The sequence below is a fragment of the Hyphomonas oceanitis genome (assembly GCF_036964545.1).
GTDB lineage: Bacteria > Pseudomonadota > Alphaproteobacteria > Caulobacterales > Hyphomonadaceae > Hyphomonas > Hyphomonas oceanitis.
Map to the genome: position 1 here is coordinate 20,101 of NZ_JBALTL010000006.1, position 21,915 is coordinate 42,015.

Annotated in this window: 21 protein-coding genes; 8 read left to right on the plus strand and 13 right to left on the minus strand. The window is 58.1% G+C overall.

Translation table 11 applies throughout. From position 1 onward, the window contains the following. Window positions 1-633 (minus strand): response regulator transcription factor, encoded by a 633-nt coding sequence (locus V7651_RS15640; protein ID WP_035539132.1) that lies wholly within the window; start codon window positions 631-633, stop codon window positions 1-3. Then, window positions 630-1,799, minus strand: a complete 1,170-nt coding sequence (locus V7651_RS15645) for a sensor histidine kinase (protein ID WP_035539131.1) — start codon at window positions 1,797-1,799, stop codon at window positions 630-632. Before V7651_RS15645 ends, V7651_RS15640 begins: the two co-directional genes overlap by 4 nt. Window positions 1,800-2,400: 601 nt before the next feature. Here V7651_RS15645 and ccoN point away from each other — a divergent pair. The 8 genes from ccoN to ccoS are packed head-to-tail and all read left to right on the plus strand — an operon-like array spanning window position 2,401 to window position 10,154. After that, the gene (gene ccoN, locus V7651_RS15650) at window positions 2,401-3,948 is read left to right on the plus strand and encodes a cytochrome-c oxidase, cbb3-type subunit I (RefSeq protein WP_206741569.1); all 1,548 of its coding nucleotides are present in this window, start codon (window positions 2,401-2,403) and stop codon (window positions 3,946-3,948) included. Between the two features lie 11 nt (window positions 3,949-3,959). After that, window positions 3,960-4,727: a cytochrome-c oxidase, cbb3-type subunit II gene (gene ccoO, locus V7651_RS15655; RefSeq protein WP_335613703.1), complete on the plus strand. Its 768-nt coding sequence runs from the start codon at window positions 3,960-3,962 to the stop codon at window positions 4,725-4,727. Between the two features lie 9 nt (window positions 4,728-4,736). After that, complete coding sequence (locus V7651_RS15660; RefSeq protein WP_335590918.1) at window positions 4,737-4,898, plus strand: cbb3-type cytochrome c oxidase subunit 3; 162 nt, start codon at window positions 4,737-4,739, stop codon at window positions 4,896-4,898. After that, window positions 4,891-5,778 (plus strand): cytochrome-c oxidase, cbb3-type subunit III, encoded by an 888-nt coding sequence (gene ccoP, locus V7651_RS15665; RefSeq protein ID WP_335613704.1) that lies wholly within the window; start codon window positions 4,891-4,893, stop codon window positions 5,776-5,778. The genes V7651_RS15660 and ccoP overlap by 8 nt, the downstream gene beginning before the upstream one ends. Before the next feature lie 8 nt (window positions 5,779-5,786). Next, window positions 5,787-7,247 carry a cytochrome c oxidase accessory protein CcoG gene (gene ccoG, locus V7651_RS15670; RefSeq protein ID WP_035539120.1) on the plus strand — a complete coding sequence of 487 codons (1,461 nt, stop codon included), beginning with the start codon at window positions 5,787-5,789 and terminating at the stop codon, window positions 7,245-7,247. Continuing rightward, window positions 7,244-7,765 carry a FixH family protein gene (locus V7651_RS15675; protein ID WP_335613705.1) on the plus strand — a complete coding sequence of 174 codons (522 nt, stop codon included), beginning with the start codon at window positions 7,244-7,246 and terminating at the stop codon, window positions 7,763-7,765. Before ccoG ends, V7651_RS15675 begins: the two co-directional genes overlap by 4 nt. Before the next feature lie 17 nt (window positions 7,766-7,782). Continuing rightward, complete coding sequence (locus tag V7651_RS15680) at window positions 7,783-9,975, plus strand: heavy metal translocating P-type ATPase (RefSeq protein ID WP_335613874.1); 2,193 nt, start codon at window positions 7,783-7,785, stop codon at window positions 9,973-9,975. Beyond that, window positions 9,975-10,154 carry a cbb3-type cytochrome oxidase assembly protein CcoS gene (ccoS, locus tag V7651_RS15685; protein ID WP_035539114.1) on the plus strand — a complete coding sequence of 60 codons (180 nt, stop codon included), beginning with the start codon at window positions 9,975-9,977 and terminating at the stop codon, window positions 10,152-10,154. The genes V7651_RS15680 and ccoS overlap by 1 nt, the downstream gene beginning before the upstream one ends. 43 nt (window positions 10,155-10,197) lie before the next feature. Here the strand turns inward: ccoS and V7651_RS15690 are convergent, their stop codons facing one another. The 11 genes from V7651_RS15690 to eno all read right to left on the minus strand — a co-directional run bounded on the left by V7651_RS15690 (window position 10,198) and on the right by eno (window position 21,820). Then, on the minus strand, window positions 10,198-11,124 hold the full coding sequence (locus V7651_RS15690; protein ID WP_335613706.1) for a 5-oxoprolinase subunit C family protein: 927 nt from the start codon (window positions 11,122-11,124) through the stop codon (window positions 10,198-10,200). Then, window positions 11,121-11,756 carry a 5-oxoprolinase subunit PxpB gene (gene pxpB / locus V7651_RS15695; RefSeq protein ID WP_335613707.1) on the minus strand — a complete coding sequence of 212 codons (636 nt, stop codon included), beginning with the start codon at window positions 11,754-11,756 and terminating at the stop codon, window positions 11,121-11,123. Before pxpB ends, V7651_RS15690 begins: the two co-directional genes overlap by 4 nt. Continuing rightward, window positions 11,753-12,514 carry a 5-oxoprolinase subunit PxpA gene (gene pxpA, locus V7651_RS15700; protein ID WP_035539109.1) on the minus strand — a complete coding sequence of 254 codons (762 nt, stop codon included), beginning with the start codon at window positions 12,512-12,514 and terminating at the stop codon, window positions 11,753-11,755. Before pxpA ends, pxpB begins: the two co-directional genes overlap by 4 nt. Beyond that, window positions 12,511-13,719 carry an Nramp family divalent metal transporter gene (locus tag V7651_RS15705; protein ID WP_335613708.1) on the minus strand — a complete coding sequence of 403 codons (1,209 nt, stop codon included), beginning with the start codon at window positions 13,717-13,719 and terminating at the stop codon, window positions 12,511-12,513. Before V7651_RS15705 ends, pxpA begins: the two co-directional genes overlap by 4 nt. Beyond that, complete coding sequence (locus V7651_RS15710) at window positions 13,716-14,855, minus strand: DUF2891 domain-containing protein (RefSeq protein WP_335613709.1); 1,140 nt, start codon at window positions 14,853-14,855, stop codon at window positions 13,716-13,718. Before V7651_RS15710 ends, V7651_RS15705 begins: the two co-directional genes overlap by 4 nt. Before the next feature lie 70 nt (window positions 14,856-14,925). Beyond that, entirely contained in the window at window positions 14,926-16,347 is a 1,422-nt protein-coding gene (gene lpdA, locus V7651_RS15715; protein WP_035539105.1) for a dihydrolipoyl dehydrogenase, read from the minus strand. Window positions 16,348-16,365: 18 nt separating this feature from the next. Beyond that, entirely contained in the window at window positions 16,366-17,715 is a 1,350-nt protein-coding gene (locus tag V7651_RS15720) for a pyruvate dehydrogenase complex dihydrolipoamide acetyltransferase (protein ID WP_335613710.1), read from the minus strand. Between the two features lie 4 nt (window positions 17,716-17,719). Next, a complete protein-coding gene (locus V7651_RS15725) occupies window positions 17,720-19,117 on the minus strand; it encodes a pyruvate dehydrogenase complex E1 component subunit beta (RefSeq protein ID WP_335613711.1) in 1,398 nt (465 codons plus the stop codon). Then, window positions 19,118-20,131, minus strand: coding sequence for a pyruvate dehydrogenase (acetyl-transferring) E1 component subunit alpha (gene pdhA / locus V7651_RS15730; protein WP_034743317.1), 1,014 nt, complete (start codon window positions 20,129-20,131; stop codon window positions 19,118-19,120). Window positions 20,132-20,197: 66 nt separating this feature from the next. Beyond that, window positions 20,198-20,497, minus strand: a complete 300-nt coding sequence (locus tag V7651_RS15735; protein WP_081812311.1) for an FtsB family cell division protein — start codon at window positions 20,495-20,497, stop codon at window positions 20,198-20,200. A 42-nt stretch (window positions 20,498-20,539) separates the two neighbouring features. Continuing rightward, window positions 20,540-21,820: a phosphopyruvate hydratase gene (eno, locus tag V7651_RS15740; RefSeq protein WP_335613712.1), complete on the minus strand. Its 1,281-nt coding sequence runs from the start codon at window positions 21,818-21,820 to the stop codon at window positions 20,540-20,542. Between the last annotated feature and the right edge of the window lie 95 nt (window positions 21,821-21,915).

A 21,915-nucleotide genomic window follows, 5' to 3' on the forward strand; every position in this document is an offset into this window, starting at 1 on the left:
CTACGCTTCGTGCGCCGTATCGAGGCCAATGCCTGCAGCGAAGGCGATACGCAAAACAGCGGAAAGGCTTGTCGCGTCGAGCTTTTCCATAAGATTGGCGCGATGTATCTCGACCGTGCGGGGCGAGATATCGAGCGATTCAGCGATCATCTTGTTTGTCAGCCCGTCAACGAGGCCCACAAGAACGTCCCGCTCTCGAGGCGTAAGGCGCTCGACGCGGCCCTTCGCCTCGTCCATCATCACATCTTGGAAATTACGCGCTTCCAGACGCTCGAAGGCGCGCTCAAGGGCGCCCACAAGCGACTGTTTTTCATATGGTTTTTCGACGAAATCGACAGCACCAGCCTTCATTGCCCGCACAGCTACCTCGACATCCCCGTGGCCTGTGAGCACAATCACAGGAAGTGCGACACCAAGCTTGTTGAGATGCTCCTGAACCTCAAGACCATCCATGTGGGGCATCTGGACGTCTAGCAGAATGCAGCCAGGAAGAGCCTCTTGGGCTGTTTCGAGGAATGTCACGCCATCCTGATACGTTTTTACCGCAAATCCCGCATGACGCAGCATGAAGCTGGCCGAATGGCGCACGGCTTCGTCGTCATCGACAAGGTGTATCAGTCTCTGGTCGCTCATGATGCATGAATAGCCGGATCAACACGAAGTGTGAACCTGAAACACGTGCCGCCGCCAGGAACATTTTCAGCGGAGATGGTGCCGCCATGGGCCTCGACGATTGTCTGGCAGATGGACAGGCCTAGCCCCATGCCTCCGGATTTCGATGTCGTGAATGGTTTGAACAGCATGGACTGCACTTCAGGATCTAGCCCCGGCCCGTTATCGATTACTGAGACGCTGACGAATCCCTGTGGGCCTGGTGACGCCTCAATCGATATCTGGGGGCTGGCAATCCTGGTCAGCGCCTCCTGTGCATTTCGCACAAGATTGATCACGACCTGCTGAATCTGGATTGGATCCGCTATGACGTTCTCAAGTCCCGGCGCGACCCTTAGAAGAATCGGCACATCGGACGAGTTCATGGACAGCCTGGCTAGTGCTGTCGCATCATTCAGCAGTGGCCCAAGGTCAACAGACCGACCATCAATTTCCCCGCGGGAAACATATCCTCTAAGTTTCCTGACGATGTCTCCAGCGCGTACAGCCTGCTTCGCGCCCTCATCCATGGCCTCGCGTAGAGTTTCACGCGAATCGTCACCGGGTCGATCCAGCAGATCGCGGCCAGCCTCAAGATAGTTGGCAACGGCGGTCAATGGCTGGTTTAGCTCGTGAGCAAGCGCCGACGCCATCGTACCGACGGCACTGAGACGTGAAAAGTGGACGAGTTCCGACTGCATCTCTCGCATGCGCATCTCTGCCTTGCGCTGTTCGGTAAGGTCGCGAACGAATGCAGTAAAAAGCCAATGATCACCAATCTTCGCCTCGCCGATCTTCAGATCCATGGTGAAAAGCGTACCGTCGGCTTTCCGGGCCGTGACGACCCTGCCGATGCCGATGATCCGCCGCTCGCCTGTTTGCAGATAATTCTGGATATATTTGTCGTGATTGCTCTCATCGCGACCCGCCATCAGCTCGCGAACATTTCGACCCATGATTTCAGCAGCCGTATAACCAAAAAGAGCTTCAGCGGCGCGGCTGAAAGCAACGATCCGACCTGTTTCGTCGATCACGATCATGCCGTCAGGCACTGAGTCCAAGATCGAGGCCAAGTGGGATTGTAATGTCGCGAGATCAGGAGAATTCAACGGCATAGCCTTGGCACCATCAGGTGATTCGGTGCTCATCAGATTCCCTTTTCTATTCGTGTGGCGTCCAGCGACCTACCTAAGGCCAGCAACGCGTCCTGCCCAGCGAATACGCGACTTAAGCATAGCTGGCGGCATTGCCCAGACCATTGCTGCAGCAACAATCAAAGCCGCACCGGTCAAGGCGACAGGGCACCCCCAGCAGTGCCCGCGCAGCATTGTGGACCAAAGAGAAATGGAGCTATGACCGGCCGCAGAGATGCCTTCAGGTCCACAACGGACAGCAAGGAAAGCCTCCAAAGACCTAGTATGCGTCCAAAGTTTGGTGAGCCCCACCAACAACAAGATGATTCCAGGCAAAAATTGCGCGATCCTGAACATGGAGTCCTCCTTCTCTGTGGCTGTTTCCTACGAAGGTGCGACAGCCGGGCCCATCCGTAACAACCCGTATACAACCTGAGCGCGGCTCCCCGCATTTTGCGACCAATTCGAAGCAGGTCTACAAAAAGGGGCAAATTCGGTGAGCACAATCACAAAGCCGCGGTCGTCAATTGCGGGCAGCATTGCCGGCGTGGCGACACTCGTTGGCATCGCATGCCTGGGATCACTACTGATCGCTGCGAATGCGATCGATCCAATGATGGAAGCGCATGCCTGGATATTCTTCTTCCTGACCGCCTTTGCCTTGCTGTCTATCGGCATATGGGCGGGCGGACTAACGGGCAGAAATCCATTCGATGAGTCTTTCTATGAAGACACCATCGTCAAGTTCGGCGTCGCAGCCGCCATGTTCTGGGGGATTGCCGGTTTTCTTGTCGGCGTAATTATCGCCCTGCAGCTGACCTGGCCGAACATCTTTTACTTTCCAGACCTTGGCTGGACTAATTTCGGCCGCCTGCGCCCATTGCACACATCGGCCGTGATCTTCGCCTTCGGCGGCAACGTGCTGATCGCAACCAGCTTTTATGTCGTCCAGCGCACCAGCCGCACGCGGATTGCAGGCGGACTTTGGCCCTGGTTCGTCTTCTGGGGCTACAACCTGTTTATCGTTATCGCCGGCACCGGCTATCTGATGGGTGTGACCCAGTCGAAGGAATATGCAGAGCCTGAATGGTATGCGGACCTCTGGCTGACAATTGTCTGGGTAGCGTACCTGCTCGTCTTCCTCGGCACGCTGTGGAAGCGCAAAGAGCCGCATATCTATGTGGCCAACTGGTTTTATCTCTCCTTCATCGTCACCATTGCGATGCTTCATATCGTGAACAACCTGTCGATTCCGGTGAACCTGTCTGGCTCCAAGAGCTACCAACTGTTCTCAGGCGTGCAGGATGCACTGACGCAGTGGTGGTATGGCCACAACGCGGTCGGCTTCTTCCTGACGACCGGCTTCCTGGCCATCATGTACTACTTCATCCCGAAGCGGGCGCAGCGGCCAGTCTATTCCTACCGTCTTTCAATCGTACACTTCTGGTCACTGATCTTTATCTATATCTGGGCTGGCCCTCACCATCTGCATTACACAGCGTTGCCCCAATGGGCGCAGACGCTGGGCATGACCTTCTCTATCATGCTCTGGATGCCGAGCTGGGGCGGTATGATCAACGGCGTCATGACGCTGTCGGGCGCTTGGGACAAACTCCGTACGGATCCCGTTGTCCGCATGATGGTCGTGTCTCTGGCCTTCTATGGCATGTCGACCTTTGAAGGTCCGCTGATGAGTGTTCGCGCTGTGAATGCGCTGTCGCACTATACAGAATGGGGCATTGCGCACGTCCACTCCGGATCACTGGGCTGGGTCGGGTTCATCTCCTTCGGCGCGCTCTACTGCCTCACACAATGGCTGTGGAAACGCCCTGCCCTGTATTCGAAATCGCTGGTCGAATGGCACTTCTGGCTCGCGACGATCGGCATCGTGTTCTACATCGTCGCCCTCTATTTTGCAGGCATCATCGAAGGCCTGATGTGGCGCGCGTACAACGAATACGGCTTCCTTGAATACAGCTTCATCGAGACCGTTGATGCCAAGCACATCAATTACATGATCCGTACCGTGGGCGGAGGCCTGTATCTGACCGGTGCCCTCATCATGGCCTACAACCTTGTGCGCACGGCGCTGGGACATGGTGAGGCGGCAGATGTCGCCGTCACCGAGCCCAACCGTACGCCAGCCCTTCAGCCTGCCGAATAGGAGCCGGACACATGGGACTTTTCCAGAAACACCAGGCTCTTGAGCGCCACTCTCTGCTCCTGACCGTTGGTATCCTCGTCGTGGTCGCCATAGGTGGCCTCGTCGAAATCGCACCCTTGTTCTATCTTGAAAATACGATCGAGAAGGTGCAGGGCATGCGGCCCTACACGCCGCTCGAACTGGCAGGTCGCAACATTTATATCCGGGAGGGCTGCTATACGTGCCACTCCCAGATGGTGCGGCCGCTGCGAGACGAAGTCGAACGTTACGGGCACTATTCGCTAGCTGCGGAAAGCATGTACGATCACCCCTTCCAATGGGGCTCGAAGCGGACCGGGCCGGACCTTGCCCGCGTGGGGCGCAAATACTCGAACGAGTGGCACCTCGACCACATGACCAATCCACGGTCGGTGGTGCCGGAATCCATCATGCCGCCCTACGCATTCCTGTCGGACAATACGCTTCACTTCGATGATATCGCAGATCATCTGAAGACACTCCGTTTTGAAGGCGTGCCGTATACCGACGACATGATCGAGAACGCGAAGACCGACCTCATCGCACAAGTCGACCCTGATGCTGACTATGATAGCCAGGACGCACTTGTGGCACGGTACGAACAAGCATCCGGTCGCAAAGGCACCATCACCATCGGTGACTTCGATAGCGATCGCACGCGCATTACCGAGATGGATGCCGTGATCGCCTATCTGCAGATGACTGGCACGCTTGTCGACTTCTCGACCTATGAAGCCGACGACCTGAGCAATCGGCGCTAGGAGCAAGAGATGTACGAGACACTTTCCCATTTCGCTCAAACCTGGGGTCTTGCCCTGTTTGTCGCAATGTTCGCCGTCGCGCTCGTCTATGCGCTCTGGCCAACCAACAAAACGAAATTCCGTGAAGCAGCCTACCTGCCGCTCGAAGACAAGGAACCCGGCGATGAGTGACGAAAACACAGAATATGATCCGCACAGCGGCGTCGAAACAACCGGCCATTCCTGGGACGGCATCAAGGAGCTGAACAATCCACTTCCCCGCTGGTGGTTGATTGTGTGGTACGCGACCATTTTCTGGGCGGTCATCTATATGATCCTGATGCCTGCGTGGCCTGCCCTGCCGGGTCTCGGTGGGACAAACACGCCCGGCCTGCTTGGAAAATCGGACCGCGCTGAAGTGACGAAAGAAGTGTCGGCCATGCGCACGGAGCGCGGTGTGGCGTCTCAGAAGCTGATGAGTGCTTCACTGGTGGAGATTCAGAATGATCTGAACCTGCAACAGTTCGCGATGGCGATGGGCGAGAGCGCATTTGGCGACAATTGCGCGACCTGCCACGGCTCAGGTGGCCGGGGAGCAAAGGGCTATCCCATGCTCGCGGACGATGTGTGGCTGTGGGACGGGACACTCGACGGGATCGAGCAAACCATACGTCACGGTATTAGGCACGATTCAGACGACCTGACACGTATGTCTGCGATGCCTGCATTCGGCCGCGATAATTTGCTGACCTCCACACAGATCGATGACCTAGTACAGCATGTACTCAGCTTCTCGGACCGTCAGACGAATGCGGACTCGGCTGCTCGTGGATCAGTGCTGTTCGCTTCGCAATGTGTGTCCTGTCACGGCGCAGATGCCAAAGGCAGCCGCTTGGTCGGCGCGCCAAACCTGACCGATGCGGAATGGCTGTTCGGGGGCGAGCCGGCAGATATTCGCGCTACGGTCACAAATGCCCGGAATGCGCACATGCCTGCATGGCAGGGCCGACTGGATGACCCAACGATCAAGGCACTCGCAGTTTATGTCCACTCGCTTGGCGGGGGTGAATAGGTTTCATCATGAACCTGATCTCGAACACGGCCAAACCTGCGAACAAGGGACAGCAACCGCCTTCGCTTTATGAAGGGCGCAAGCAGATCTATCCGAAACTTGCGCACGGCAAGTTCCGGATGGTGAAGTGGATCGTCATGGCTTGTACGCTTGGCATCTATTACGCTTTGCCATGGATACGCTGGCAACGCGGCGAGGGTATTCCGGATCAGGCAGTACTGGCGGACTTTGCAGGCGAGAAATTCTATTTTTTCTTCATCGAAATATGGCCGCAGGAGATCTATTATCTCGCTGGTCTGCTCATCCTTGCGGCCTTGGGGCTTTTCCTTGTCACCTCGCTGATTGGGCGGGCATGGTGTGGTTATACGTGCCCACAGACTGTGTGGACCGATCTATATATCTGGGTGGAGCGCGCATTCGAGGGAGACCGGGCAGCGCGTATGCGGCTGGACAAGGCGCCGTGGACTCTCAACAAAGCTGCGCGGAAGATAGGCAAGCATCTTGTCTGGCTTCTGATCGCCTTCCTGACGGGCGGCGCCTTGATCCTCTACTGGCATGATGCACCGACGATCGCGCGGACATTCTTCAAGGGCGAGGCGCCGCTTACGGCTTATTTCTTCGCGGGCATCCTGACATTCACGACCTATTTTCTCGCGGGCTGGATGCGCGAGCAGGTGTGCACCTATATGTGCCCGTGGCCGCGCATTCAGGGCGCCCTGACAGATGATTACGCGCTGAACGTGACTTATCGCTACGACCGGGGTGAACCACGCGGCGCCCTCCACAAAGACCAAGGGTTTGAGGGACGCGGCGACTGTATCGATTGCAAGCAATGCGTACAGGTATGCCCGATGGGTATCGACATACGTGACGGCGCACAGCTGGAATGCATCCATTGCGCACTTTGTATTGATGCATGCGACGACATAATGAAACGCGTGGATCGGCCGACCGGATTGATCGCCTATGACACTGACGTGGCCGTCGCTACCCGTGCAGCTGGCGGCACGCCCAAATACAAGCTGCTTCGGGCACGTACCATTCTCTATGGTGTTCTGATGATCGCAATTAGCGCACTTATACTTGTCGGCCTGGCCCAGAAGCCGACTTTTCAGGTGAGCGTCCTCAAAGACCGCTCACCACCGTTCGTGCAATTGGCAGATGGCAGTGTGCGCAATGGCTACACGCTAAAAATCGTCAACAAGGCAACTATCGCACGTAACGCCGAAATTTCCATATCAGGTTTGGACGGCGCGCAATTGCAGATCATTGGTTTGGCTCAACCTGAAAATGGCATGGAAGTGCAGCTGCCGCTTGAGCAATACGGCGTCGACCGCTTCCGCATGTTGGTCACAGCTCCACCGACCGAACGCCCACACCGCACGTCCCTCGTTATTACGATTCAGGACCCAGAAACGGGCGAAACACATACAAGCACCGCCGCCTTTGTCACCGCAGGAGCAAAATGATGGCTACTCTTTCACCCACAATGAACAAACCCTCGAAGGTTATGAAAGGCCACCATGTCCTGTTCTGGATGATGGGATTCTTTGGCCTGATGTTCGTGGTAAATGGCGTGTTTCTGTGGGCCGCCATTACGTCATTTCCTGGTGAGGATGTGCATCACTCTTATCTGCAGGGCATTCATTTCAATGACAGGCTATCTGCACAGGCATATCAGGAAAAGATGGGTTGGCGCAGTGAGGTGGGTCTCCTGGCAACCGATGACGGCGATGTGCTGATCTGCCGTATTCTGGGGCCTGACGGCAGCGCCTTGGCCGCCGGTCCGGTAACAGCCGAAATACGACGCGCCGCGACGCAGAACAGCGACATAGTGCTCACACTGGCCCCAGTTGGTGGGGGTGAGTATCAAGCTTCCCTTCCATTGCTCGCGGAGGGTGCATGGCACGTCATAATCGATACCAACATACATGATGGCGATGCGGAAGTTCCTTTCCAGGCAGTCAAGAAGATCATTCTGAAATGAGCCTTTTGGATACCAATATGGTTACAGGATGCCCTAGCGGACTGGCGCCATCTGAAGCTCCGAGCCTGTCTGATCCATCGGCTTTTGTCCGTCGCGTTGACGGCCAAAACCGATTGAGCCTCACTGTCCGAGGTGCAAAGTGCGGAGCCTGCATCAACCGGATAGAAAGTGCGGTCAAAACCCTGCCGGGCATGGAAAGTGCCCGTCTCAACCTCTCTACCGGAGATCTTGAAGTGGGATGGCGTGGAAGCCTAAAGGCCCCCACAATAGTCACCGCAGTGGCTGAGCTTGGCTACGGAGTTTCCCCGCGCGATCAGGACCAAGGCGCCTCCGATGAGCAGCGCGAAGAGCGCAGCCTGCTGATTGCGCTCGGTGTTGCAGGCTTTGCTATGGCCAACATCATGCTCCTGTCAGTCTCCATATGGGCCGGCGTGGGAGAAATGGGTGAAACAACCCGGACGATGCTGCACGGTCTATCGGGCGTCATTGCCCTGCCGGCCATCATTTTTTCAGGGCGTGTGTTTTTCGTTTCAGCTTGGAATGTGCTGAAACGCGGTCACGCCAATATGGATGTCCCTATCTCCCTGGCGCTTGTGATCGCATTCTGTGTGAGTGTTTCCGAGACTTTGCGCGGCGGAGCGGACGCTTATTTCGACGCGTCTGTCATGCTACTGTTCTTTCTGCTCATCGGTCGGTTCCTTGAGGCAAGGGTGCGCCGTAAAGCCCACGCCTCAGCGCGCGATCTGGCTGCGATGGCGCATCGCACGGTAATGCGGTTGGGTCCGAACGGGAAAGCAAGTTCCGTTCGCGCAAGTGAGATCAGCCCCGGTGACCAGATATTACTAGCACCCGGTGAGCGCGCCGTCGTCGATATACAGATCGATCGAGGCATATCCGACATTGATGAAAGCCTCGTCACAGGTGAAAGCCTTGCGCGCAGGGCAATACCGGGAATGCACCTTCTGGCGGGCACAGTGAACTTGTCACAGCCTCTGACCGGGACGGCACTAGCGGCGGCGAGCGACTCTCTCCTTGCCGACATTGCCCGCATGCTTGAAGCTGGCGAACAGCGCCGTTCGACCTATCGGCGTATCGCCGACCGGGCAGTCTCGCTCTACGTCCCATTTGTTCACACGTCAGCCCTGCTCGCCTTCATCGGTTGGTTGCTCGCGGGCATGGGTGTGAATGAGGCGCTTCTCATTGGCGTCTCGACGCTCATCATTACGTGCCCCTGCGCCCTGGCACTCGCGGCCCCTGTGACGCAAGTCGTCGCGGCGGGCCGGCTTTTCCGTTCCGGCACGTTCCTCAAATCCGGCGATGCGCTCGAGCGGATCGCCCAATGTGACTACATCATATTCGACAAGACCGGCACGCTAACGCTTGGAACGCCCAAATTATCCGGCCAGATTTCGCCGGAGGCTCTTCAAGCCGCAGCGGAGCTTGCCCGTGCGAGCCGGCACCCTCTTTCGCGTGCCATCGTCGAAGCAGCCGGGGCTGGACCGGTCGCGTCGGACGCGCGCGAGTTTGCGGGGTTGGGGCTGGAAGGAATTGTTCACGGCGCGCCTGCCCGGCTGGGCTCAGCTGAATGGGTCAGCGTGGATTCCGGGCAAAGTGATCGCAGCTCACTGTGGTTCTCACAGGCAGGTAAAACACCCGTCCACTTCCAATTCCAGGATCACGTCCTGAACGACGCAGCCACAACGATCGGCCGCCTTCAGAAAGCCGGTTACGGAGTAGAGATCGTTTCAGGCGACCGCTCTGAAACTGTCGAGAGTGTCGCGCAGACTTTGAAAGTCGATCATTGGTCAGCTGCAGCTTCCCCACGTGACAAGGTCAATCGACTGGAAGAGCTCCAAGCGCAAGGTCATAAAGTCCTCATGGTAGGCGATGGCCTGAATGATGCTGGCGCCTTGGCTCTGGCCCATGCTTCTTTGGCACCTGGGGGTGCAATGGATGTCAGCCAGTCTGCGAGTGATGCCATCTACTCCGGCGGTCTAGCCGCCCTCCCCCGCCTTATAAGTGTGGCAAAACAGGCGCGCTCGGTCATGATCGAGAACTTCGCATTTGCGGCAGCCTACAATGTTATCGCAGTGCCTATCGCGATTACCGGACATGCAACTCCACTGGTGGCAGCCGTGGCGATGTCTGCCTCCTCCATTCTTGTTTCGCTGAATGCCCTTCGACTCAATGCGATGCGGGAGACCCTCTGATGGCAGGATTGATATTCCTTATACCAATTGCTTTGGGCATGGGGCTTGTGGGGCTTGTTGCATTCCTCTGGGCGGCCCGCTCGGGGCAGTTTGACGATCCGGATGGTGCCGCGAACCGCATACTCGTGGACGAGGATCGCCCTCTGCCCGACAATGGAGAGCAAGGCCTTGAGAAGTAGCGCGTTCCTGGCACACTGCGGAGCCGCTCTCGTCAGAGTAAATTTAGAGCGCGAAGTCCGGCAGCCACGTTGAGAGCAGAGCTTGCTTGGCACGCAAGGCCTCCGATGCCTGCTCGTGCGTCCTGCGCAGGAAACGCACCCTGTCACCCGGCCGCATCTGACCCAGAAGATGTAGGTCGGCCCGAGCGACCTGAAGGATGTGGGGATAGCCACCTGTGGTCTGCGCGTCAGCGAGAAGCAGGAAGCCGCGTCCACCCGGTGGCAACTGCAGGGCCCCCGGCCAGATGGCCGAACTCGGTCGATTGGCATCTGGCCCGACCTCTGGAAAGGTCCCCGTTAGTTCAACACCCATCCGACTGGCTCGCTGCGTCGCCGTATAGATTTCATCCCAAACGTCGGCCGAGACCAAGGAAAAGTCAGGGCCTTCTAAGGCGCGTAAAGTGTAGCTGTTGCTGCAGACAGGTTGCAGGTCATCCGGTGTAGTCTGCGTTGGCACAAGACGGACGAATGCCATGGATATCTGGTCATTGGCCTTGAGCGCCCTGCCCTCGTGCCCACCGAGTGCAGCCGGAATATAAGTCGAGGTGGCTCCGAGGAAGCGCCTAGCCTCAAGTACCGCGGCAACGGCGACGTAGATACGGCAACCCTGTGTCGCTGGAGCGATCTGCAACTCATCTCCCTCGTGGGCAGCGTAAGTTACGTGTGATTTTATAGGTTCACCATTTAACGTCAGAGATGCTGGTGCGCCGGTAAGCGCGAAACTGACTGGCGTATTGAAGCAAAGTCCTGCTCCGCCAAAGGTGATCTCGAAGGCTGTCGCGTCACTTGCATTTCCGACGAGACGATTGGCCAGTGCCATGGAGAGCGGATCAGCGGGTCCGCTGGCAGGGACGCCAAGATGGCGGGTTCCGATACGGGGCGCACCCTGAAGCGTCATTTGAACGCCCGATTGCAGAATAGTGATGCTCATGATGCGTCCGCATCAACAAGCTGGACCTGCATACCAGGCTGCAGCCGAAAGGGATTATCGGCAGATGGCTCAAATAGGGAAACATCCGTCCGTCCGATGAGCGGCCAGCCACCGGGACCTGCTAGCGCGTATAGTCCGCACTGTCCGCTGATAAGACCTATGGAACCAGCCGGCACCTGCAGGCGCGGCTGAGAAAGTCGGGGGATTTCCAATTCCTCGCTCAAGCCTGACATATACGCAAAGCCAGGGGTGAAACCGAGCATATCAACATCCAGCGGCTTTGCGGTTAGTTGCGCAATGAGATCGCTCTCGGACAGATCCAGACTGTGTGCGATGCCCCCAAGATCAGGCCCACTCTCTCCTCCGAAATGCACCGGCAGCCTGACCTCCTGCATCGAATGCGCCTCGGACAGCAAAGGCTTCGACACGGCAAGCGACAAGCGATTCTGAGCGGACTGAGGTGTATCGGTGTGAAGATCAAATTGGACCGTGATGTCCCGCCGACCTGGAACGACTTCGATCCATTCACCTGAATCCTGCAGTTGGCGCGCGCGAGCAAGACGGGTCGATTGAACAGGCGCTTCAATGCGTAGGGCATCATCGCCACAAAACGTGATAATCGGATGGCTCATGGAGTGATCGCGGCGATCTCAATGCCCGCAGCATTCAGTGCATCACGAATGGCCAGGGCGCTCGCGAGAGCGCCGGGCGTATCCCCATGAACACAAATCGTGCGGACCGGCAGGTCTATTGTTTCGCCAGTGCGCGCGCTGACCTTGCCTGTTGCTGCTATTTGAACGGCCTGACGGATGCGCTCTGCATCAGTTTCGAGGACTGCGCCAGTCGTAGAGCGTGGCATGAGGGCGCCCGATGTTTCATAGGCGCGGTCAGCAAAGCCTTCGGACAGATAATCCAGTCCGGCGTCTGAAGCAGCGCTTTCGAGGCATGATCGGGGTGGGCCGATTAGAAGCGGAATTCTGGACTGTATGGTGACGTCGACTATTGTACGGGCAATGCCTTCGTCACCCGCAGCCGTATTGTAGAGGGCGCCATGAGGCTTGAGATGACTGAGACTCGCCCCGCGTTCGCGGGTTATGGCGGCCAGCGCGCGGACCTGCTGGGAAAGCGTGGCCGAAAGGTCTTCACGCGACATGGCCATCGGCTTTCGGCCAAACCCTTCTCTGTCGGGATAAGAGGGATGAGCCCCCATGAGGACACCGCGCGCATAAGCGGCCTTCACGGTCGCTGCCATGCTTGTCTGATCGCCCGCATGGCCGCCACAGGCAATGCTGCAGCGACTGACGACGTCGAGGATCGCCCGGTCAAGCGCCCGAGCGTTACTTCCGGGCAGTTCGCCGATATCGGCATTCAGGCAGATAGTCTTCTTCATGACCACACCCCCAGCGCGCGAAGAACAAGGCGCAGGCCGAGCCCAAGCGTGATCACGATAACGAGGCCGCCGAGCACATTCGCAAGCGGGCCGTTTATCCTGTCGCCAAGCAATGAACGACGGTTCATTGCGACGAGGAGGAAAATCGCCACAATGGGCAGCAGTATACCATTCGCGACCTGCGCGACGAGGATCAGGCTTATAGGCTTGTACCCAATCAGTGCGACCAGCGTGCCGACCGTAAGGACAGCCAGCGCGACCGCCTTGAAGAGCGGACCGCTGCGCGGCTTGCGGGCAATTTCGCTGAGGGCATAGGCGGTGGCGAGCGGCGCCGTAATGGAAGACGTGAGGCCAGCAGCGAAGAGCCCGATTCCGACGAGATAACGCGCGGCCTCTCCATAAGTCGGCGCTATCGCCCCAGCCATCGCGACCGCACTGGATATCTGCTGGCCACTGCCAAAGAGACTGGCCGCGGCAGTGGTGAGTATGAGGATGGAGATAAGGCCGCCAAGGCCCACTGATACGCGCGTGTCTGTCTGGGCCTCTTGCAAGGCTCTGGCGGTGGCATCAGGCCAATGCTCACGTGCAGAGGCCGCATGAAGGAAGAGATTGTACGGAACGATCGTTGTGCCGATGAGGGCTATGGCAGTCAGAAGCCCCGCTTCCGGTACGCGCGGCACCAGCCCGCCAAGCATGTCACCGATATCAGGTCTGACGAGGATCGCGCTCCCAGCAAAGGCGAGGCTCATGATGATAACGAGTGTGACGAGGATCCGCTCAATCAGCTTGTAACGCCCAATAAGCAGCACAAGGGCGGCGATGGCTGCGAGTAGAAGGATCAAGGGCCTGCGGTAATCATCGCCCTCACCGATGATGGCCTGAAGGCCGAGCGTACCGCCTGCCAGGTTACCTGCCTCATAGGCGGCATTACCGAGCGCGAGTGCAGCAAGCACGAGGCCCGCTGCGGCCCATTTAAGCATCGGGTTACCTGCCCCACCGACCAGGGCCTCCCCAAGGCCCACACGCCCCATGACACCGAGACGGGCCGCCATGTCCTGCAGGATCATTGTGGCCAGCGTCGCGAAGACGAGCGCCCAAATAAGGGCGAAGCCGAAACTGGCGCCAGCCAGCGTGCAGGTCGTGACCGTTCCCGGACCGATAAAGGCCGCAGCGACGAGTGCACCGGGGCCAATAGGCAGCTTCATTGCGAGTCTATCCCGCGCCGCGTTTCCAGATAGGTCGCAAAGCTCGCGAGCCAGTGACTGCCGGAGTAGTGCTCGTCGCTAACCGCGGCGATACCTGTCTGCTTGTGCACTTCTTCTGCGGCGCGCAAAGCGGGAACGCGCGGATCACCTTCGGGCAAGGCACTGGCAATGCCATCGAGCGCCCAGGCGCGGGACAAGTTCACGCCATCGAGGTGGACAAGCTTACCATCCGTGGGGTCGAGTACCACGCCGGGCAGAAGCCAGTTGGCGCTACCGTCTGCCGGGATTTGTGGCAGGAAGGCCGTGAGCCACTTGGCGAAATCATCCGATGTCATGACTCGGCGCATAAGATCGGCTTCCATCAGGCACGGTGACAAAAAGTCCTCACCCGAAGGCTCGTACGCGAGGGGGCAGTTCCTGTCGTTGGCGTGGAATTCGAGAATCTTCTGCGTCAGTTGGGCACTAAAGGCACCAGCATTTGAGGCCTTGGCCCAGTCAAGCATGAGTCCGAAGGCAAATGCCGTCTGATTATGCGTGCCGATGCGGATGGGGTAAGCGAGCTTCGTGAGCCAGGTGGATGTCTCGTCGGTGATAAAGGCCTCAAGTGGCTCGAGCGTCGTCACCCAGTTTTTTGCTTCTGGCAGTTCGGATTCGCGCAGTTCCGTCATCAGCTGAAGGAGCCAGGCGGTGCCATAGGGGCGCTCAAAGCTCGCGCGGTCTTCCGCTTTGAAATAAGCGAGTTCGCCTTGGATATTTTCAGGCGTAAAGCTCTGCCCCAGAGCGGTGACAATCGCATCCTTGTAGGGCGTCGATGGATCGGTGTTGAGTATGCGCACAAGCAACCAGTGGCCATGCACCGACGAGTGCCAATCAAAGCAGCCATAGAAAGCTGGGTGAAGCTGGCGCGGGGTCTGCGCGTCGGCATCGCTGTTCATGACGTGGCTGATTTTGTTCGGGTATTCCTTGTGGACGCATTGCAGCGCCATTCGGGCGAAGCGGTCTGTCACCACGCCCTCTCGGGAGTCTGGAAGGACGATCTCGGGTGCTGGCAGGGGCGCATCCTCTGCAGGTGGAGCCTTTGGCGCACACGCGGCAAGCAGGAGGGCTGTCAGGCCGATGAACAAGTGGCGTGTCACGCGAGGATCTCCAGCAATTGAGGCTGGCTCTTGCGTATAAGGCGCGGTGCCCGTGGGCAAGGCCCCTGCCCTAGATGTGAAGCGCCTTGCCGTCTGCATCGAGCACGGATTCGTGCATTGTTTCCGAAATAGTCGGGTGCGCGAATATGGTGTGAGCGAGATCAATGTCGGTGAGTTCGCCTTGGCGCGCTATGACATAGCCCTGAATCAGCTCGGTGACTTCCGCCCCAATCATGTGGGCGCCAAGCAGTTCTCCGGTCTTCTTATCGAACACCGTTTTGACCATGCCATTGGTTTCGCCCATTGCGATGGCCTTGCCATTACCAATGAACGGAAAGCGGCCGACCTTGATATCGTACCCTTTTTCTTTCGCGGCTTCCTCAGTCAAGCCGACACTGGCGACCTGAGGGTGGGAATAGGTGCATCCAGGGACGTTTGAGGCATCGAAAGGCTCTGGGGGGGCCTTGCCTTTGCCCGCAATCGCTTCGACGCAGACAACGCCTTCATGGCTGGCCTTGTGCGCGAGCCAAGGCGGGCCTGTGAGATCGCCGATGGCATAGAGACCAGGCACGCCGGTCTTGCCAAAGCCATCGACTTTGACGTGGGTTTTTTCAACGTTTGCGCCAAGCGCCTCAAGGCCCAGATTCTCGACATTGCCAACAATGCCGACAGCGAGGATGGCGCGGTCGAATTCCTTCGACTCCTTCTTGCCATCCTTGTTGGTGATGTCGACCGTGACGGTGTTCTTGCCGGCTTTAAGGTTTTCCACCTTGGCGCCCGTGATGATGTTGAGCCCCTGCTTCTTGAAGTCCTTCTCCGCCATGGCGGAGATTTCAGCGTCTTCGACGGGAAGGATGCGCGGCAGGACTTCGGCGACGGTGACGTCACAGCCAAGCTCATTATAGAAGCTGGCGAACTCGATACCAATGGCGCCAGAACCGATCACGAGGAGACGCTTGGGCATGACGTCTGGCGTCATGGCTTCGCGATAGGTCCAGATCAGCTTGCCGTCAGCAACGAGGCCAGCCTGCGGGATATCGCGCGCGCGGGCACCAGTGGCGAGCATGACGTGCTTGGCCTCGAGCGTCGTATCCTTGCCGTCTTTGCTTTTGACGATGACCTTGGGCGCAGATGTGCCCTTCTCCAGGCGCGCGGTGCCTTCTATGACGTCGATCTTGTTCTTCTTCATCAGGAACTTCACGCCGTTCGACAGCTGGCTGGCAACGCCGCGCGAGCGTTTGACGACAGCTTCCAGATCAACCTCGACCTTGTCTATCTTAAGACCGAAATCCGTGGCGTGCTTGGCGAGGTGCATGACCTCAGCCGAGCGGAGCAGCGCCTTGGTCGGGATGCAGCCCCAATTGAGGCAAATGCCGCCGAGGGCTTCGCGCTCGATGATCGCCGTTTTCATGCCGAGCTGGCTGGCGCGGATCGCAGAAACATAGCCGCCGGGGCCGGAGCCGATGACGATGAGGTCGTATGGGGTGCTCATATTGTGTCTTTCCGCTGCCTATAGCAGCATCGCTTCGGGCGTTTCGACGTAGCGCTTGAAGGCCTGAAGCCATTTGGCACCTTCTGCGCCGCCGATGACCCGGTGGTCGCAAGTAAGAGTGACGCTCATCACCGTGGCGACAGCAAGCTCACCCTTCGCATTCACGACCGGACGCTTTTCCCCTGCCCCGACGGAGAGGATCATGCCCTCGGGCTGGTTGATGATCGAGGCGAAGTTCTTGATGCCGAACATGCCGAGATTTGAGATGGAGAACGTCCCGCCACTATATTCCTGCGGCTTGAGCTTTCGCTCACGGGCGCGTCCTGCGAGGTCCTTCATCTCTTCGGAGATTTCGGCGAGGCCCTTTGTTTCCGCATTGAAGATAACCGGAGTGATCAGGCCGCCATCGATCGCCACAGCGACCGAGACATGGGCGTGCTTGTGATAGGCAATGCCCTTATCCGTGTACGATGCGTTGCAATCCGGCTCGTCCATCAAAGCCATAGCGCTGGCCTTGATGAGCAGATCGTTGACAGACACCTTGATGCCGTTTGGCGCGGCCGCATTGATAGCCGCACGGCTGGCCAAGAGGTGATCGAGTTCGAGATCGATGGTCAGCGGGAAGTGCGGCACCTGCATGAAGCTGGTCGTCAGGCGCTTGGCGACGACCTTGCGGACGCCATCGAGCGGCTTCAGCTCATAGCTATCAGGCGCGTAGACGCGGTCATCGAGAACCTGTGGCAAGATGAGACCGTCAGGAGCGCCAGCCGGGCGGGCGCCAGCCTGTGGCGCAGCGGCGCCGGGCTGTGCGGACTCGACGTCTCGCTTGATGATCCGGCCACGCGGACCAGTCCCCTTCAACGCCTTGAGGTCGATGCCCTTCATGTCCGCGATACGGCGGGCAAGCGGGCTTGCCTTGATGCGACCGTCAGCGGTATTGGTGCTTGGGAGCGGCGTCGACGCCAGTTTTTCGGTTTTAGAAGCCGTATCAGACTTGGCAGGCGTTTCTGCTTTGGCTGCTTTGGGCTCAGGCTTGTCGTCAGATTTCTTCTCGCCCTTGCCCGATTCCTCGGCTTTCGCAGTAGGGGCGGTTTCCTTCGGCGCCTTCACCGAGGATGCATCCTCTCCCTCTTCTGCGAGCACAGCAATCACAGCATTGACCTTCACGCCTTCGGTGCCCTCGGCAACAAGGATCTTGGCAACAGTGCCCTCATCGACGGCTTCGACTTCCATCGTCGCCTTGTCGGTTTCGATTTCGGCAATGATGTCGCCGGAGGAGACGGTGTCGCCTTCCTTGACGAGCCATTTGGAAAGCGTGCCTTCTTCCATGGTGGGAGAGAGCGCGGGCATGGTGATGTTGATACTCATGGCGCTACTCCTGATCCACGTAGCAGACCTTGCGGGCCGCTGCGACGATGTCAGCGACACCGGGCAAGCTCATGGCTTCGAGATTTGCCGCGTAAGGCAGCGGCACATCCTTCTGGTGAACGCGGGCCGGCGGCGCATCGAGATAATCGAAGGCGTCGGAAACGACAGAGGCACAAATTTCGGCACCGATACCCATGAAGCGCCAGCCTTCCTCGCAGGTGACGAGACGGTTGGTCTTCTTGACGCTCTCAATGACAGTTGCCGTATCGAGCGGACGAATGGAGCGCAAGTCGATGACTTCTGCGCTGATCCCCTGCTCTGCCAATTCCTCTGCGGCCTGCAGCGCGAAACCTACCATGCGGGAGTAGCCCACCAGCGTTACATCCGTACCGGCACGCTTCACGGCAGCCTTGCCGATCGGAAGGATATGGTCTTCGAGGTCCGGCACCGGGAAGCTGGTGCCGTAGAGCAGTTCGTGCTCAAGGAAGACAACCGGATTCGGGTCGCGAATGGCGGCCTTGAGCAGGCCTTTGGCATCTGCCGCATCATAAGGCGCGATGACCTTGAGGCCCGGGATGTGTCCGTACCAGGAGGCATAATCCTGGCTATGCTGCGCGCCGACGCGCGAGGCCGCACCGTTCGGACCACGGAACACGATAGAACAACCCATCTGGCCGCCTGACATATAAAGCGTCTTGGCCGCCGAGTTGATGATCTGGTCAATGGCCTGCATGGCAAAATTGAACGTCATGAACTCGACGATGGGCTTCAGGCCACCAAAGGCCGCACCCACGCCGAGACCAGCAAAGCCATGTTCCGTTATCGGCGTATCGACCACGCGGCGCGCGCCGAATTCCTGAAGCAGTTCACGGGTAACCTTGTAGGCGCCTTGATACTCAGCCACCTCTTCGCCCATGACGAACACTGTTTCGTCGCGGCGCATCTCTTCGGCCATAGCGTCGCGCAGGGCGTCGCGCACCGTGGTATCCGTGAAGCTGGTGCCTTCGGGAATGGAAGGATCGAAAAGGACAGGCGCGGCTGGGGCGGCCTCTGCATCCGCTGTTGGTTTCGGCTTCTCCTCTTTGGCGACAGGCTCAGCATCGCTTTTGGCGGGTGCGGCAGCGCCGTTGGACTTGGGCTTCACATCGCCTGCATCTTCGCCGTCTTCAGCGAGCACAGCGATCACGGCGTTGACCTTCACGCCTTCAGTGCCTTCAGCAACGAGGATCTTGGCGAGCACACCTTCATCGACGGCTTCGACTTCCATCGTTGCCTTGTCGGTTTCAATTTCGGCGATGATGTCACCTGAGGAGATCTTGTCGCCTTCCTTCTTGAGCCATTTCGAGAGGGTTCCCTCTTCCATGGTCGGTGAGAGGGCTGGCATAAGAATATCGACTGACATTTACACACCCTCCACTTCGCGCAGGACATCCGTCCAGAGTTCAGAAGCATCCGGCTCCGGGCTCTCAAGCGAGAAGTCCGCAGCATCTTTCACGATACCCTTGATCTCCTTATCGATATTCTTGAGTTCGTCTTCGGTTGCATGGCCGGCCTCTATAATCTGGCCCTTGAGGCCCTCGATCGGATCGTGGTGCGTGCGAATATCATCGACCTCTTCCCGCTTGCGGTATTTCGCCGGGTCAGACATCGAGTGGCCTCGGTAGCGATAGGTTTTCATCTCGAGGATATAAGGGCCCTTGCCGGAACGCGCGTATTTGACAGCCTTTTCACCGGCTTCCTTCACCGCGAGCACGTCCATGCCATCAACGGCCTCACCTTCGATCTCAAAGCTGATGCCGCGTTTATAAAGCTCAACCTCGGCCGAGGCGCGCGCAACGCTCGTGCCCATCGCATACTGATTGTTTTCGATCACATAGACAACCGGCAGATCCCAGAGCGAAGCCATGTTGAACGATTCGTAGACCTGCCCCTGGTTGGCCGCCCCGTCGCCGAAATAGGCCAAGCTGACATTGTCGCCGCCCTTGTATTTATTGGCAAAGGCCAAGCCCGTGCCAAGCGGCACCTGAGCGCCAACGATACCGTGCCCACCGAAGAAATTCTTCTCGCGACTGAACATATGCATCGAGCCACCCTTGCCCTTGGAAAGACCGCCGCTGCGTCCGGTCAGTTCGGCCATGACGCCTTTCGGGTCCAGTCCACATGCGAGCATGTGACCGTGGTCGCGGTAACCGGTAATAACCTGATCGCCATCCTTGAGGCAGGCTTGCATGCCCGTCACGACCGCTTCCTGACCAATGTAGAGGTGACAAAAACCCGCGATCTTGCCCATGCCATAAAGCTGGCCGGCCTTTTCTTCGAATCTTCGGATCAACAGCATGGCCCGATAGAATTCGAGCAGCTCTGCCTTACTTGCTTTTGAAGGTGCCTTTTTGGCACCTTTCGGTTTCGTTGCCATATAATGCTCCATCCCTGCGAGTCTTATGTCTGCGCATTTCCGCAGAGACAAGTCAGAACATCTATGTCAATTTGCAACGCTACGTTCTGACGTCATCAAGACGATTTCGTTTGGATATACGAATGCCAGCTTATCGCGTGCGAGCGCTTCTACAAAGTCCGGATCCACAGAACCTGGTGTAAGTCTGCGGATATCGGTGCGCAGGCGCGAGATATCCGTCTCGATCTTGGCGAGTTCCACCTTGCGATCTTCGAGTTCAAGCTGGGCATCCGACCAACGGCCAAGCCCCTTCTCCCCCGCAAAAGCGTGGTAGGCAAAGTAGAGCACGAGAAGACTTAGGCCGAGGGCCTCAAGGCGTGATACCATGAGGCCCACCTGTAACGACGATTGGTTAACCGTGCGTTTGCACTAAGAAGCGTTTATGCGCGAGCGGCCGGCGTAAATGCCGATCGGACCCAGTTCTTCTTCGATACGGATGAGCTGGTTGTACTTCGCGATTCGGTCAGAACGTGACAGGGAACCCGTCTTGATCTGCCCGCAATTGGTGGCAACTGCCAGATCTGCGATGGTCGAGTCTTCGGTTTCACCGGAGCGGTGAGACATGACGGCGGTGTATGCGTGGAGGTGCGCCAGTTCGACTGCGTCGAGCGTCTCGGAAAGCGTTCCAATCTGGTTGACCTTGATCAGGATCGAGTTCGCAGCGCCCTTCTGGAGGCCGATAGACAGGCGCTCGGGGTTTGTCACGAAGAGATCATCGCCGACGAGCTGGACACGATCACCAATCATCTCGGTCAGTGCGACCCAGCCATCCCAGTCGTCTTCTGCCATGCCGTCTTCGATTGAGACAATCGGATAGCGACCGCAAAGATCGGCGAGATATTTCGCAAACTCTTCCGACCCCAGGATCTTGCTCTCGCCGGCAAGGTTATACTTGCCGTCCTTGTAGAACTCGGTCGAAGCGGCATCGAGTGCCAGGGCAATGTCTTCGCCCGGCGCGTAGCCTGCTTTCTCGATGGCCTTCATGATGAAGCCGATGGCCTCATCAGTCGAGCCGATGTTAGGGGCGAAGCCACCTTCATCGCCAACATTGGTGTTATGACCGGCATCATGCAGCGTTTTCTTCAGCGAGTAGAAGACTTCAGCGCCCATGCGCACAGCGTCTGCCATGCTTTCGGCGCTGACTGGCATGATCATGAATTCCTGAATGTCGATCGGATTGTCCGCGTGCGCGCCGCCATTGATAATGTTCATCATTGGCGTCGGCAGGACGCGGGCGTTGGCGCCACCGACATAGCGGTAGAGCGGCATCGCGGCGCTTTCCGCGGCGGCCTTGGCCACAGCCAACGAAACGCCGAGAATCGCATTGGCGCCCAGGCGGGACTTGTTCTCAGTGCCGTCGAGATCGATCATCATCATGTCGATCAGGCGCTGGTCGCTGGCATCCATGCCTTCAAGCTCGTTCGATATCTCGCCGTTCACAGCATCGACTGCGCCGAGGACGCCCTTGCCGCCATAGCGGGACTTGTCGCCATCACGCTGCTCGTGAGCCTCGTAAGCACCCGTCGAGGCACCGGAAGGAACCGCTGCGCGGCCCGTCGAGCCATCATCAAGAGTGACGTCAACTTCCACTGTCGGGTTGCCCCGGCTGTCGAGAATTTCGCGGGCGTGAATGTCGATGATCTCGCTCATGGCAGTCTGGTGTCCCTCTTAGGCATTATGTCAGATGTAAAAAGCGCCCCCTGCCGGACGGCGGGAGGCGCTGGAAGCCTTAGTCTTGTGCGCGC

Bases quoted from the DNA above. Each gene is read 5' to 3' on its own strand.
- V7651_RS15690 (WP_335613706.1), bottom strand. From the start codon at position 11,124: ATGAGCATCACTATTCTGCAATCGGGCGTTCAAATGACGCTTCAGGGT.
- V7651_RS15640 (WP_035539132.1), bottom strand. From the start codon at position 633: ATGAGCGACCAGAGACTGATACACCTTGTCGATGACGACGAAGCCGTG.
- lpdA (WP_035539105.1), bottom strand. From the start codon at position 16,347: ATGAGCACCCCATACGACCTCATCGTCATCGGCTCCGGCCCCGGCGGC.
- ccoS (WP_035539114.1), top strand. From the start codon at position 9,975: ATGGCAGGATTGATATTCCTTATACCAATTGCTTTGGGCATGGGGCTT.
- V7651_RS15675 (WP_335613705.1), top strand. From the start codon at position 7,244: ATGATGGCTACTCTTTCACCCACAATGAACAAACCCTCGAAGGTTATG.
- pxpA (WP_035539109.1), bottom strand. From the start codon at position 12,514: ATGAAGAAGACTATCTGCCTGAATGCCGATATCGGCGAACTGCCCGGA.
- ccoN (WP_206741569.1), top strand. From the start codon at position 2,401: ATGGAAGCGCATGCCTGGATATTCTTCTTCCTGACCGCCTTTGCCTTG.
- ccoP (WP_335613704.1), top strand. From the start codon at position 4,891: ATGAGTGACGAAAACACAGAATATGATCCGCACAGCGGCGTCGAAACA.
- pdhA (WP_034743317.1), bottom strand. From the start codon at position 20,131: ATGGCAACGAAACCGAAAGGTGCCAAAAAGGCACCTTCAAAAGCAAGT.
- V7651_RS15720 (WP_335613710.1), bottom strand. From the start codon at position 17,715: ATGAGTATCAACATCACCATGCCCGCGCTCTCTCCCACCATGGAAGAA.
- V7651_RS15735 (WP_081812311.1), bottom strand. From the start codon at position 20,497: ATGGTATCACGCCTTGAGGCCCTCGGCCTAAGTCTTCTCGTGCTCTAC.
- V7651_RS15645 (WP_035539131.1), bottom strand. From the start codon at position 1,799: ATGAGCACCGAATCACCTGATGGTGCCAAGGCTATGCCGTTGAATTCT.
- V7651_RS15660 (WP_335590918.1), top strand. From the start codon at position 4,737: ATGTACGAGACACTTTCCCATTTCGCTCAAACCTGGGGTCTTGCCCTG.
- eno (WP_335613712.1), bottom strand. From the start codon at position 21,820: ATGAGCGAGATCATCGACATTCACGCCCGCGAAATTCTCGACAGCCGG.
- pxpB (WP_335613707.1), bottom strand. From the start codon at position 11,756: ATGAGCCATCCGATTATCACGTTTTGTGGCGATGATGCCCTACGCATT.
- ccoO (WP_335613703.1), top strand. From the start codon at position 3,960: ATGGGACTTTTCCAGAAACACCAGGCTCTTGAGCGCCACTCTCTGCTC.
- ccoG (WP_035539120.1), top strand. From the start codon at position 5,787: ATGAACCTGATCTCGAACACGGCCAAACCTGCGAACAAGGGACAGCAA.
- V7651_RS15680 (WP_335613874.1), top strand. From the start codon at position 7,783: ATGGTTACAGGATGCCCTAGCGGACTGGCGCCATCTGAAGCTCCGAGC.
- V7651_RS15705 (WP_335613708.1), bottom strand. From the start codon at position 13,719: ATGAAGCTGCCTATTGGCCCCGGTGCACTCGTCGCTGCGGCCTTTATC.
- V7651_RS15725 (WP_335613711.1), bottom strand. From the start codon at position 19,117: ATGTCAGTCGATATTCTTATGCCAGCCCTCTCACCGACCATGGAAGAG.